This is a genomic window from Paracoccus sp. KKT209 (genome assembly GCF_055635455.1).
In genome coordinates, this window is the sequence record NZ_CM145758.1 from 906,256 (window position 1) to 919,508 (window position 13,253).

The 13,253-nt window shown below is 66.3% G+C and carries 10 protein-coding genes and 1 pseudogene; 4 read left to right on the forward strand and 7 right to left on the reverse strand.

The window, feature by feature from the left end:
• Nucleotides 1-100: 100 nt before the first annotated feature.
• The 3 genes from folD to ACZ2G3_RS04485 are packed head-to-tail and all read right to left on the reverse strand — an operon-like array spanning nt 101 to nt 2,722.
• A complete protein-coding gene (gene folD / locus ACZ2G3_RS04475; protein ID WP_470399049.1) occupies nt 101-985 on the reverse strand; it encodes a bifunctional methylenetetrahydrofolate dehydrogenase/methenyltetrahydrofolate cyclohydrolase FolD in 885 nt (294 codons plus the stop codon).
• Nucleotides 986-1,017: 32 nt separating this feature from the next.
• Complete coding sequence (locus tag ACZ2G3_RS04480) at nt 1,018-1,953, reverse strand: electron transfer flavoprotein subunit alpha/FixB family protein (RefSeq protein WP_470397915.1); 936 nt, start codon at nt 1,951-1,953, stop codon at nt 1,018-1,020.
• 19 nt (nt 1,954-1,972) lie between these two features.
• Nucleotides 1,973-2,722 carry an electron transfer flavoprotein subunit beta/FixA family protein gene (locus ACZ2G3_RS04485; protein ID WP_470397917.1) on the reverse strand — a complete coding sequence of 250 codons (750 nt, stop codon included), beginning with the start codon at nt 2,720-2,722 and terminating at the stop codon, nt 1,973-1,975.
• A gap of 307 nt (nt 2,723-3,029) precedes the next feature.
• Between ACZ2G3_RS04485 and ACZ2G3_RS04490 the strand changes: the two genes are divergently transcribed.
• Nucleotides 3,030-4,025, forward strand: coding sequence for a GlxA family transcriptional regulator (locus tag ACZ2G3_RS04490; protein WP_470397919.1), 996 nt, complete (start codon nt 3,030-3,032; stop codon nt 4,023-4,025).
• A gap of 86 nt (nt 4,026-4,111) precedes the next feature.
• Here the strand turns inward: ACZ2G3_RS04490 and ACZ2G3_RS04495 are convergent, their stop codons facing one another.
• Entirely contained in the window at nt 4,112-5,728 is a 1,617-nt protein-coding gene (locus tag ACZ2G3_RS04495) for a BCCT family transporter (RefSeq protein ID WP_470399051.1), read from the reverse strand.
• Nucleotides 5,729-6,426: 698 nt separating this feature from the next.
• Between ACZ2G3_RS04495 and purU the strand changes: the two genes are divergently transcribed.
• Together purU and ACZ2G3_RS04505 are read left to right on the forward strand one after the other, a co-directional pair.
• A complete protein-coding gene (gene purU, locus ACZ2G3_RS04500) occupies nt 6,427-7,311 on the forward strand; it encodes a formyltetrahydrofolate deformylase (protein WP_470397921.1) in 885 nt (294 codons plus the stop codon).
• A gap of 306 nt (nt 7,312-7,617) precedes the next feature.
• Nucleotides 7,618-9,540 carry a M10 family metallopeptidase C-terminal domain-containing protein gene (locus ACZ2G3_RS04505; protein ID WP_470397922.1) on the forward strand — a complete coding sequence of 641 codons (1,923 nt, stop codon included), beginning with the start codon at nt 7,618-7,620 and terminating at the stop codon, nt 9,538-9,540.
• A 62-nt stretch (nt 9,541-9,602) separates the two neighbouring features.
• Here the strand turns inward: ACZ2G3_RS04505 and ACZ2G3_RS04510 are convergent.
• The 3 genes and pseudogenes from ACZ2G3_RS04510 to ACZ2G3_RS04520 all read right to left on the reverse strand — a co-directional run bounded on the left by ACZ2G3_RS04510 (nt 9,603) and on the right by ACZ2G3_RS04520 (nt 11,800).
• A pseudogene (locus ACZ2G3_RS04510) lies at nt 9,603-10,688 on the reverse strand (acyltransferase family protein).
• Nucleotides 10,681-11,643 carry a glycosyltransferase gene (locus ACZ2G3_RS04515; protein WP_470397924.1) on the reverse strand — a complete coding sequence of 321 codons (963 nt, stop codon included), beginning with the start codon at nt 11,641-11,643 and terminating at the stop codon, nt 10,681-10,683. The pseudogene ACZ2G3_RS04510 and the gene ACZ2G3_RS04515 overlap by 8 nt, the downstream one beginning before the upstream one ends.
• On the reverse strand, nt 11,636-11,800 hold the full coding sequence (locus tag ACZ2G3_RS04520) for a hypothetical protein (RefSeq protein WP_470397926.1): 165 nt from the start codon (nt 11,798-11,800) through the stop codon (nt 11,636-11,638). Before ACZ2G3_RS04520 ends, ACZ2G3_RS04515 begins: the two co-directional genes overlap by 8 nt.
• Between ACZ2G3_RS04520 and ACZ2G3_RS04525 the strand changes: the two genes are divergently transcribed.
• Complete coding sequence (locus ACZ2G3_RS04525; RefSeq protein WP_470397928.1) at nt 11,799-13,103, forward strand: ABC transporter ATP-binding protein; 1,305 nt, start codon at nt 11,799-11,801, stop codon at nt 13,101-13,103. The genes ACZ2G3_RS04520 and ACZ2G3_RS04525 overlap by 2 nt on opposite strands.
• Nucleotides 13,104-13,253 lie beyond the last annotated feature (150 nt).

Here is a 13,253-nt window from a genome sequence, read left to right on the forward strand (position 1 = left end):
GGATTCCTTGCTTTCGAGATGTTTGAAACGGGAAAGGCGGCCGCCAGACAATCACGTCCGGCGGCCGAATGACAGAGCGTGCGGCGCCCGGGGCCGTGCGTCATTTTAGATCGGGCGCGGGCAGGCCGACGCGGCGATAGGCTGCGATCAGCGTGTTGTGCATCAGCGTCATGATCGTCATCGGACCGACGCCGCCCGGAACCGGGGTGATCGCGCGGGCGCGGCGGGCGGCGGTTTCGAAATGCACGTCGCCGACCAGGCGGGCCTTGCCGTCGCGGGTGACGCGGCTGGTGCCCACGTCGATGACCGTGGCGCCCGGCTTGATCCAGTCGCCCTGGATCATCTCGGCCGCGCCGACGGCGGCGACCACGATATCCGCCTGCGCCAGCTTGGCGGGCAGGTCGCGGGTGCGCGAATGGGCCATGGTGACGGTGCAGTTCTCGGCCAGCAGCAGCTGCGCCATCGGCTTGCCGACCAGGATCGAGCGGCCGACGACGACCGCGTCCAGGCCCGACAGGTTGCCCAGGCTGGAGCGGAGCAGCATCAGGCAGCCAAGCGGCGTGCAGGAGACCAGCCCCGGCATGCCCGAGGCCAGATAGCCCGCATTGACCGGATGCAGGCCGTCGACGTCCTTGTCGGGATCGATGGCCTTGATGACCGCCAGGCTGTCCAGGTGGCCGGGCAGGGGAAGCTGAACCAGGATCCCGTCCACCGTGTCATCGGCGTTCAGGTCCCCGATCAGCGACATCAGTTCCTGCTGGGTGCAATCCTCGGACAGGACATGCTCAAAGCTTTCCATGCCCAGCTGGCGGGCCATGCGGCCCTTGCTGCGGACATAGACCTGGCTGGCCGGGTCGGTGCCGACCAGCACCACCGCCAGGCCCGGCGCGCGGCCGGTCCGGGCGGCGAAGGCGGCCGCATGTTCCGCGATGCGTTCGCCCAGGCTGGCGGCAAATGCCTTGCCGTCGATGATCTGGGCAGTCACCGGCTGGTCCTCGACCTGGGCTTCGGCCGACATCACAGCTGGCGCTCGAGTTCGGGCAGGATCTCGAACAGGTCGCCCACCAGGCCGTAGTCGGCGACCTGGAAGATCGGCGCCTCGCCGTCATTGTTGATGGCGACGATGATCTTGCTGTCCTTCATGCCGGCCAGGTGCTGGATGGCGCCCGAGATGCCGCAGGCGACATAAAGGTCGGGGGCGACGATCTTGCCGGTCTGGCCGACCTGGAAGTCGTTGGGGGCATAGCCCGCATCGACCGCCGCGCGGCTGGCGCCCACGGCGGCGCCCAGCTTGTCGGCCAGCGGGTTGATGATCTGGTTGAACCGCTCCTGCGAGCCCAGGGCACGGCCGCCCGAGACGATGATCTTGGCCGATCCCAGTTCGGGACGCTCGCTGTGCGACAGCAGGTTCTCGACAAAGCGCGACAGCTCCGCGCCCTCGGCTCCGGCGGGCAGGGCCTCGACGGGCGCCGCGGCGGCACCGGCGGCGGCGGCATCGAAGCTGGAGGTGCGGACGGTCACGACGCGCACGGCCTCGCGGGACTGCACCACCTCGATGGCGTTGCCGGCATAGATCGGGCGCTTGAACGTGTCGGAGGAGACGACCTCGATCGCATCCGAGATCTGCATCACGTCCAGCAGCGCCGCGACGCGGGGCAGGACGTTCTTGCCGGTGCTGGTGGCCGGGGCGATGATGGTGTCATAGCTGGAGGCGATCGCCACGATCAGCGCGGCGGTCGGCTCGGCCAGGCGGTGCTCCAGCGCATCGGCCTCGGCCAGCAGCACGCGGCGCACGCCCGTCAGCCCGGCCGCGGCCTGGGCGGCGGCGCCGGCACCCTTACCGGCCACCAGGATGTCGATCTCTCCGCCGATCCGCGAGGCGGCCGTCAGGGCGCGCGCGGTGGTCTCGGACAGGGTTGCGTTGTCGTGATCTGCAAGAAGAAGAATTGCCATGTCTGTGTTCCCTGTCCGCTCAGATGACCGCAGCTTCGTTTTTCAACTTGTCGAGCAGCTCGGCCACGCTGGAGACGCGCATGCCGGCCTGGCGCCCGGAAGGTTCCTCGACCCGCAGGACCGACAGGCGCGCCGCGGGGGTGACGCCGTAATCCTCGGGGGTCTGCTGGACCAGCGGCTTCTTCTTGGCCTTCATGATGTTGGGAAGGCTGGCATAGCGCGGCTCGTTCAGGCGCAGGTCGGCCGTCACGATGGCCGGCAGGGTGACGTCGATGACCTGCAGGCCGCCGTCGATCTCGCGCGTGACCTTGGCCGTGTCGCCCGACAGTTCCAGCTTTGAGGCGAAGGTCGCCTGGGCCCAGCCCAGCAGGGCCGACAGCATCTGGCCGGTCTGGTTGCAGTCGTCGTCGATCGCCTGCTTGCCCAGGATGACCAGGCCGGGCTCTTCGGCCTGGGCCACGCCCTTCAGAAGCTTTGCGACAGTCAGCGGCTCGACCGTGCCTTCGGCGACGATCAGGATGGCGCGGTCGGCGCCCATGGCGAGCGCGGTGCGCAGCACCTCCTGCGCCTGTGCCGGGCCGACGGAAACGACGATGACCTCGCTGGCGGCGCCCGATTCCTTCAGGCGCACGGCCTCCTCGACGGCGATCTCGTCGAAGGGGTTCATCGACATCTTCACGTTCGCCAAGTCCACGCCCGTCCCGTCGGACTTCACGCGTATCTTGACGTTGTAGTCCACCACCCGCTTCACAGGGACCAGAACTTTCATTTTCAGCTCCTCCTCGTCGTGGCTCCGGCGAACCGGGCCTTAGGTTCCTTGCCCGCGGCTGCGGACGACAGGACGGACGCGACCCTGGCCCCCGGCACCGACCCTGCAGGCGGCGCATCGCGGGGCCGGTGAATCAGCAGTAGCGCCGGCCTTCTTGAGCGTATGAATGCAATATTACAGCCGTCCGCGACAGAACATTTGCGTCATCGGGGGATTACGGCTACGACAATGCGTCACCCCGCGCGCAGGAACGGCAGGACCTATGGAACAGATTCCCGCACTCTCCCCCAATCCCTTGCGACCCCGCATGCCCACCCGTGCCGCCCGCGGCGCGAACGAGGATGTCCGCCTGTCGGTCGGCTTCATCCTGGCGCGGCGCTTCACGCTCTGCGCCTTTGCGAATTTCGTGGACGTGCTGCGCCTTGCCGCGGACGAAGGAGACCGCTCGCGGCCGATCCTGTGCCGCTGGACGGTGCTGTCGGATGACATGGATGCCGTCGCCTCCAGCTGCGGGATCACCGTCCAGCCCAAGGAACGCCTGGGGGACCCGACCCGATTCGACTATATCGTCGTGATCGGCGGGCTGATGGAGGACACCAAGACCCTGCGCGCCCCCTATGTCCGCTTCCTGCACGAGGCCGCGCAGAAGGGCGTGCCGCTGGTGGGTGTCTGCACCGGGGCCTTCCTGCTGCACCAGGCCGGGCTGCTGGACGGCTATCGCTGCTGCGTCAGCTGGTTCCACCATGCCGACTTCCTGGAGCAGTTCGAGGGGCTGAATCCGGTCACGGACCAGATCTTCGTGGTCGATCGCGACCGGCTGACCTGTTCGGGCGGCGCCAGTTCGGCCCATTTGGCGGCCTTCCTGGTGGATCGCCATGTCGGCCGCGCGCAGGCCAGCAAGAGCCTGCACATCATGATCATCGACGAGGCCCTGCAGGCGGAAAAGCCGCAGCCCGGCATCACCATGGACTTCAAGACCCGCGACCCGATCGTGCTGCGGGCGCTGCTGCTGATGCAGCAGAACATCGACGCGCCCTTCTCGGTGGCCGAGGTGGCCCGCCGGATCGGCCACAGCAAGCGGCAGCTGGAGCGCCATTTCCGCAACGCGCTGAACACCTCGCCCCAGGCGGCCTTTCTCAGCATCCGCCTGTCGCTGGCCCATCACCTGATCCGCACCAGCGACAAGTCGATCTCGCAGATCGCGGTGGATTGCGGTTTCTGTGATTCGTCGCATCTGAGCCGGATGTTCCGGCGCCGCTTTGGCGACACGCCCCTGTCCATGCGGCAGGCCATCGCCGCCTGACGGGCCCGGCCGAATGAAAAACCCCCGCGGGACGTGTGTCCCGCGGGGGTTCGAATTTTTGGGTGCGGCGCCGGGGCGCCGCGGGATCAGCGCGGCTCGCTGGCCAGGCCCCGCCAGACCGACACGCACATGATCAGCAGCAGGGCCGTGAAAGGCAGGCCGGTCGAGATGACCATGGACTGCAGCGACTTCAGGCCGCCCACCGACAGCAGCAGGACGATCGCGACGATGGCCTCGAAGACGCACCAGAAGACCCGCTGCGGCATAGGTGCATCGACCTTGCCGCCCGCCGTGATCGTGTCGATCACCAGCGAACCCGAGTCGGACGACGTGACGAAGAACACGATCACCAGGATGATGCCGACGAACGAGGTGATGCCCGACAGCGGCAGGTTCTCCAGCATGGTGAACAGCTGCAGCGGCAGATCGGCCTCGCTGACGGCGGTGTAGCCCTGACGGACGACCTGGCTGATCGCCTCGCCGCCGAAGATCGACATCCACACCACGCAGACCAGCGACGGGATCAGCAGGACGCTGATCAGGAACTCGCGCACCGTCCGGCCGCGCGAGACGCGGGCGATGAACATGCCGACGAAGGGCGACCAGCTGATCCACCAGGCCCAGTAGAACGAGGTCCAGCCCTGCATGAAGTTCACGTCGTCACGCCCGACCGGGTTCGACAGCGCCGGCAGGTACTGCAGATAGGCCAGCAGGAAGTCGCCCATGTCGGTCAGCAGCAGCAGCGTCGGACCCGCGAAGAGCACGAAGGCCAGCAGGCCGAAGGCCAGGCCCATGTTGATCTGCGACATCAGCTTCACCCCGGCCTCCAGGCCGCGGATGACCGAGAAGAGCGCAATGGCAGTGATGCCGATGATCAGGATGATCTGCGAGGTTTCGTTGATCGGCATGCCGAACAGGTGGTTGAAGCCGGCATTGGCCTGCACCGAACCCAGACCCAGAGAGGTGGCCAGACCGAACAGCGTGGCAAAGACCGCCAGGATGTCGATGATGTGGCCCGGCCAGCCCCAGACGCGCTCGCCGAAGATCGGGTAGAAGGCCGAGCGCATGGTCAGCGGCAGGCCCTTGTTGTAGCTGAACAGCGCCAGGCTGAGGCCCACCACCGCGTAGATGGCCCAGGGGTGCAGCGCCCAGTGGAAGATCGTGGCGGCCATGCCGACGCGGATCGCCTCGGCCTCGGTCGCGCCGCCACCCAGCGGGGCCCAGTCCGTGCGGACGCCATCCGCCCCGACAGCCGTTCCGCCCAGAGAGGACGAGAAGTGGCTGAGCGGCTCGGACACGCCGTAGAACATCAGGCCGATGCCCATGCCTGCCGCGAACAGCATCGCGAACCAGCTGAGATAGCTGAAGTCGGGAACCGCGTCGCGTCCGCCGAGGCGCACCTTGCCATAGGGGCTGAGGATCAGCACCAGGCAAAGGATCACGAAGATGTCGGCGGCACCGATGAAGAACCAGTCGAAGCCCTGCGTGACCTCGTTGAACAGGGTCGAGAACATCGCGCCCGAGGTCTCGGGCATGGCGATGGCGAAGATCACGAAGGCGATCACGCTGATGGCCGAGATCGCGAAGACCGGGTTGTGGATGTTGTAATCGAACGGGCCCACCGTTCCCGCGATGTTGTCGCGGCCGACCTGGTAATCGGTGTCGATGACACCGTTGGTCGAGGGGCTACCGGGCTGGTGCATGGCACTGCCCGCCTTCGGATTGTAGGTCAAGATCTCTCCTCCTGAGTTGGCGTCCGCCTGCCGAGGTTGGTCCAGCCATGCGTGTTCCGTCTTGTCGTGGTGCAGCGGCAGCAGCCGCGCGGTCCCTGCGACCCGCCGGGGGTGCCTGGGCGCATGCGGTGCTGCGAGGTCGTGTCGCTATGCTTCTGCAGGGGCGGCTGAGCTGGGCTTTGGAGACTGGCGAACTTTTCAGTCCTGCGGTTATTCCCGGATCGCGGCCGGATGGGCAGGACGAGTGCGACGCAGTCGCAGGAGCATCGCGACGAAATGGCGCAGCGGGGAACCCGCGCGGCAGGGTCAGCGGTTCTCTATCCCTTCCTCATGACCCCTGTGTGACGCCGCAGCAGCGTGACAGATTGACGCGCAGGGCAACTTCCGGAGGCGGGCAGGGGCCGGGCGCACATCTCCTATCGGAATGTCGCGAACATTCATGCGACCGATTGGCGCTTGGGGCTAACTGCCCGGGACGACATCCAGAGCGTCGCCCGACCGGGCGTCGCACCCGCAATCCCGCCGATTTCGGCCCTCATCCGGCCTGCGCCCGCGGCACCTCGTGCCCGCGCGCGCCTCGAAGCGGCAGCAGGACCCCGTCACAACATTCGGCAGCGTCGGCAGCGGCCTGCCCTCATGCCGAGCCCTTGGAAAGGTGCCAAGAATCCATGCCCCAGATCATCCTTACCGTCTCCTGCCCCGTCCGGACCGGCATCGTCGCGGCGATCTCGACCTTCCTCGCCGAGCGCGGCTGCAACATCCACGACAGCTCGCAGTTCACCGACCTCGAGAACGACCGCTTCTTCATGCGCCTCAGCTTCATGTCCGAGCAGGGCAAGTCGCGCGAGGACCTGAGCGAGGAATTCGCCGCCCATGCCCAGACCTTCGGCATGGACTATGCCTTCCACGATCCCTGCCAGAAGATGAAGGTCGTGATCATGGTGTCCCATTTCGGGCACTGCCTGAACGACCTTCTGTATCGCTGGCGGATCGGCGCGCTGCCCATCGACATCGTCGCCGTCATCTCGAACCACATGGATTACCAGAAGGTCGTCGTGAACCACGATCTTCCCTTCCACTACATCAAGGTGACCAAGGCCAACAAACCCGAGGCCGAGGCGCAGCAGATGCGCGTCGTGCAGGAAAGCGGCGCGGACCTTGTGGTGCTGGCGCGCTACATGCAGATCCTGTCGGACGAGATCTGCCAGAAGATGTCGGGCCGCATCATCAACATCCACCATTCGTTCCTGCCCAGCTTCAAGGGTGCCAACCCCTACAAGCAGGCCTATGAGCGCGGCGTGAAGCTGATCGGCGCGACCAGCCACTACGTCACCGCCGACCTGGACGAGGGCCCGATCATCGAGCAGGACATCGTCCGCGTGACCCACGCCCAGAGCGCGTCAGATTACGTCAGCCTGGGCCGCGACGTCGAGAGCCAGGTGCTGGCCCGCGCGATCCACGCCCATATCCACCGCCGCGTCTTCATCAGCGGCGACAAGACCGTCGTTTTCCCGGCCAGCCCCAACGAATACGCCTCCGAGCGGATGGGCTGAGGACTGAAAAGACGGGGCCGGGGAGGTCCCGAACCCGAAGGGGACGAACATCCGCCCCTGATGACATGAAGGGCCCGCTGTCCATGCGACAGCGGGCCTTTTGCATGCGCAGGCAGGATCCCGCCGCAACTCATCCTGAAGGAGAGTCATATTCTATCCATCATATACTTGTGAATAGTAGCCAGCCCGGACATCCACCGCTTACAAGGCTTTTGTAGCTATTTCTCCTTTAGGTTGTGTGGACGCCGCCGGGGACTGCTTCGGCAGGGTGGCGGTCCTTCAATAACTTTCTATTCAGGAGCGGGCATGCCAATCACCTATGACGCGCAATCGGTTCACCTGGCGCAACTCGGGCAAAGGCTCACCTCGGACAGCTGGATCATCTCGGACTGGAATGCCGGCCAATCCAGCATCACCAAATGGGCCAGCCAGAACGTGCGCAAGGCCGCCGACGGCGCCATCGAGTTCGTTCTGGACAGGGCACCCGCGGGATCTGCCCGGCCCGTGCAGGGGGCCGAGATCCAGTCCATGGCCAAGGCCACCACCGGCACCTGGACTTGGCAGGCGCAGGTGCCCGAGATGGTGCCCGGCGCGGTTTTCGGCATGTTCCTCTACAAGTCGGACTGGAAGAACGACCCCACCTTGGAATTCGATTTCGAGTTCGTGGGCGGCGACACGACCAAGGTGCAGCTGTGCATCCATATGCAGGACGCCAATGGCCGGCACATCACCCTGACCAACAACGGTCAGCCGATCATCGTGGACCTGGGCTTCGATGCCGCAAAGGGCATGCACAGCTATGAGATGACCATCAGCGAGACCGAGGCCGTCTTCATCATCGACGGCCAGGTGGTTGGACGCTATGGCGCGGCCGACATGCCGGGCAATGTCTGGTACACGGGCCAGTTGTCCAGCTATGTCGACCTCTGGGCCGTCGCGCCCGCGCAGGAGGCCTGGGCCGGCAAGTGGCAGGATCCGGGCCGTCCCCTGGTGGCGCGCGTGGGCGATATCGAGGTGCGGCCCGGCGACCTGGACAACTTGACGCTGGGGCAGGTCACCTATGGCGACGCCTTCGGCAATTTGATCGACGGCACCGACCGCGACGACGAGATCGACGGCGGGGACGGTAACGACACCATCCAAGGCCATGCGGGCAACGACACGCTGCATGGCAGCGCGGGTGACGATCGCCTGTTCGGCGGCACCGGGCACGATCAGCTGTTCGGCGGCAGCGGCAATGACCAGCTGCACATGGATGAAGGGGATGACCGGCTGGATGGCGGTCCGGGCAGCGACACCGTGGTGGTTCTGGGCGCCGTGGCGGCCGAGATCGACCTGGCCCTGACCAGGGCGCAGAACACCGGCTATGGCAATGATGTGCTGGTCGAGATCGAACATGCGACCGGCGGCCTGGGCCATGACCGACTGTTCGGCAATGATGCGGCGAACATCCTGGCCGGCGGCGACGGCAATGACCTGCTGGACGGTCGGGCCGGCAGGGACACGCTTTATGGGGGGAACGGCTCCGATACCCTGGTCGGCGGCGCGGGCGCCGACCAGCTCTTTGGCGGGGCGGGGGCGGACCAGTTGCTGGGCGGCGACGGGAACGACAGCCTCTACCTTGAGGAGGGCGACGACATCATCGACGGAGGCGCAGGCGTCGACCGGCTGATCGTGTCGGGCTCGATCGGGGCAAGGGTTGACCTGTCGATCCAGACCGCGCAGCAGACCGGTTACGGCAATGACGTTATCCGCGACATCGAGAATGTGCTGGGCGGAAGGGGCGACGACTGGCTGTCCGGCAATGGCCAGGACAACCTGCTGCGCGGCAACAGGGGCGCCGACACGCTGCTGGGCGGCGGCGGGGCGGACACGCTTTACGGCGGTGCCGGGCGCGACGTGATGCATGGGGGCCTGGACCGGAGCGCAGACGTCTTTGTCTTCAACCGGATCTCCGACTCGGCCACGGGCAGCAATCGCGACATGATCCATGATTTCGTGTCGGGGACGGACGTCATCAAACTCAGCGGCATCGATGCACGACCCGTGTCCCAGGCTGACGATGCCTTCTCCTTTACCGGCACCACCGCGTCCTCCCACGGCGTCTGGTATGCGCGCAGCGACCGGGACGTGATCGTCCGGGCGGATGTCACGGGCGATGGCCTGGCGGATCTGGAAATCCGGCTGGTCGGGGTGTCCTCGCTGACGGCGAACGACTTTCTGCTCTGACGCAAGGGCCGGCCGGCGCGGCGTCCCGTGGTCCACGACGGGCGACACAGGCCGGCCGCCCCTCAGGCCGGCGTCGCTGCGGCGGGCTGGCGGCGGCGGCGCATCACTGGGCTTTCGATCAGGCGCCAGGACATCTCGGCCAGCACGAAGGAGATCAGGATCCAGATCAGGCTGCGCAGCAGCTTTGCGGGACCTTCGCTGAGGAGGAGGATTGCCGGGACATGCTCATAAAGTGCCGGCGGGACGAAGTAATGGTAGACGTAGAGCCCGTAGGAAATCTTGCCGACATGGACCAGCGCCGGATGGGTCAGCCAGCCGAGGCTGTTCCCTTCGGCGGCCACGCATTGGCGGATCAGGGTGGCGGCGGCCAGCGAAACCAGACTGGGAAGCAGGACCCAGTTCACGGCCATGGGCTTGTGGAGCCCCGCATGCTGCCACGGCGCGCTGAGGATCACGATCGACACCATCAGCAGGATCAGCAGCCGGCGGTTCAGAAAGATCCGGTCTGCCCGTCCCAGGGCCGGCGTTCGACTGATCACGGCGATCAGCGCCCCGGCCCCAAGGCTGTCCAGCTGCGAGGGCAGCAGGACGTCGATGAAGGTGCTGGCACCAAAGACGATCAGCAGGCGAAAACCCGGCGCCAGGAGCAGGCAGCCCAGGACGATCGGCAGCAGCCACCGTCGTGGAGCAAGGACCACCGCCGGGAACCAGAGCAGGTAGAACTGCTCCTCGACCGCCAGGGTCCAGAAATGTCCCGCGCCGCTTCATTGTTCCTGAAGAGCGATCTGGAAGTTCGACAGGTAGAGCCCGTGGACCCACCAGTCCGCCCGCATCCCCGAGATCCCCAGAAGGGCCGCCAGCGCGATCGCCAGGTAGAACGGGGGCGACAGCCGCAAGAACCGGCGCAGGTAGAAGCGGCGCGCCAAGGTCCCGCCAGAGGCGCTTCCCCGCTGCCCAAGCAGGATCGAGGTGATGAGGAACCCGGACAACACGAAGAACGTGCGCACGCCGATCATGCCCGGCCCCCAACCGCGGATCATCTCGCTATAGGTGAAATGTTCGGCAAAGACCCCCAGCACCGCCAGGGCGCGCAGGCCGTCCAGGCGGGCGTAATAGGGGATGCTGCGCCCCGTCACCGTTTCAGTCATCCTGCCTCCGGGGCTCGGCGGGGATCTGCAGCGGGGTGCCTCGCGGGCGGGGCCGAAGCCGAGACTGGCCCTGCCGGGACAGATACGCGGCAAATCCGGCCAGATTGGCCCGGACCACTGCCCGCCAGCCGAGCCCGATCTCGCTGTTGAAGCTGGGGCCGCCGAACTGCTCTTTCACCGCCGAACGCATGTTCCAGTAGAGGTGTTTGAGCAGCCAGGCTTGGCGGATATACTTGCCGTAAAGCGCGCCGTTGGCATAGGAATAGCCGTGGCTGAGCCTTTCGACATCGGCCATGTCCTTGCGCCCGTGGTAATGCAGGACGCACATGTCCGGGACATATCGGACCGGCACGCCGGCCAGGTGGCCGCGGATGATGTAGTCCGTGTCCTCGCCGGCGCGATAGGGCGCACCCGCCCCGAAATCGGTGTCAAAGCTGCCGATCGCCTCTGCCGTTTGTCGGGACAGGACGAAGTTGCAGCCCGGTACGAACCCTCCGGGGTGGATCGAGACGTCGTAGGTCTGTTCCGCCAGATCGTCCTTGATCGTGAAGGGCAGGTCCGCCGGATCGCCCAGCCTGACCCGCCCGCCCAGGAACAGGTGCCCGGGCTGCTGCGCCGCATGGCGGGCAAGGTCGCGCATGTAGTCCTTGTCCATGATGCAGTCGTCGTCGGTGAAGACCAGCATTTGCCCGCGTGCAGCCGCCATGCCGGCATTTCGCGCGGTTGAAAGGCCGCCGACGGTCAGCTTGATAAAGCGTCCCGAACCACCGGCGGCGCGCAGGACCTCCTCCTCGACCAGCGCGAGATCCGGCTTGCTGAGGTTCTCGAGGACGATGATCTCGGTGGGCAGCTCGGGGCAGCGTGCAGCGGCCCTGGCCACCGCCACGACGCAGGCCAGCAGTTGCCGGGGCCGGTCGCGCGTGCAGATGATGACGCTGGCGACGGGGTCACGCATCGGCTTTGCTGTCCTGGCGCAATGCCGCGGCAAGCCGCTCGGCCCGCGCGGCAATGGCGGCATGGGCCGGCACCACCGCCTCGATGGGACGCGATTCGAGCCGTCGGCGGGCATCCAGTTCCGCCCTGATGACGGCATAGCCCAGCTTTCCTGCCATGTCCGAACGCTTGGCCGCCACCTTCATCTTTCTTGTCTTCCTGTTCTTCCTGTCTCCGCAGCTGACGATCGTCGTGCTGGTGGGGCTAGGGGTGATCCAGGTCGCGCATGACCGAATGTCGAACCACTTCTCGCGCCTGGGGCGGGAAATCGCGTCCCAGAACCGTGGGTTGGCGGGGCGCATGCTGCACCATATCAGCGCCTGGCGGCTGATCCGCCTGTTCAACCGCGAAGAGTTCGAGATCCGTCGTTTTTCGGAAGCCTCGGAGAACGTGCGGCTGGTGGCCCTGAACCTGCTGCGGCGCCAGATTGCCGTGGGCCCCTTGACCGAGGTCGCCCACGCCGCGCTGTTCATGGCCGTGATCTTCACCGCCTGGGGGCTTGGCGTGTCCTTCGGCACCACGGCGGCCTTCATCATCCTGCTTTATCGCCTGCAGCCGCAGGTCAGACAGATCCAGAGCTCGCTGGCTGCGCTGCGTGGCTGGAACGGGTCGCTGGACGAGGTGCAGTGGTTGCTGACGGCACGCCCGTCGCCCTCGCGTCCGCAGGCTGCCCTGGCCGCGCCGGACATCCAGCAGGGCATCACCTTCAGGAATGTCGGCTACAGCTATGTGGCCGAAGGGCGGAACACCGCGGCTCTGAAGGATGTCTCGTTCGAGATCCCGGCGGGCACCTCGGTCGCGGTCATCGGCCGGTCCGGATCGGGCAAGTCGACCATCGCCAACCTGATCTGCGGTGTCATCGACCCGGTCGAGGGCGAGATCCTGGTTGATGGCCTGCGCCTGGACAACATCGAGCGCGAGTCCTGGCTGGGCAAGATCGCCATGGCCAGCCAGGAGCTGGAATTGTTCGACGGCACCATCACCGAAAACATCCTCTACGGCGCGCCGGGGGCCAGTCTGGACCAGGTCCAGGCAGCCGCAAGGGCCGCCGACGCGGAAGGGTTCATCCGGAAGCTGCCCGAGGGATACGACACGGTCGTGGGCGACCGCGGCCTGAACCTCTCGGCCGGCCAGCGCCAGCGGATCGCGCTGGCCCGCGCCCTGCTGCGGCAACCGCGCCTGCTGATCCTGGACGAGGCCACCAACGCCATGGACATCCTTTCCGAGGCCGCGGCGCTGAAGATCCTGGAAAGCCGCAAGGGGAATGGCACGACCATCGTGATCAGCCACCACCTGTCCTCGATCCGCCTCTGCGACAGCTATATCCGCATCAACGAAGGCCGCATCATTGCCGCCGGCTCCACCGCGGCATTCGACGACTCGACCCTGGAAGAGGTCTTGAACAGCGCGATGGCAGGCTGAGAGAAGGAGACAGCGGAGCTGAGGATGGACTTTCCTGACATGGACAGTGTCGGCCACCTTCAACCGATCAGGAGAAGAGGCGTCTCATGTCGCGGGCACGGCATGAGCAGTCTCATGACATGTGCAAGATGCCGATGACGGCGGATGGGC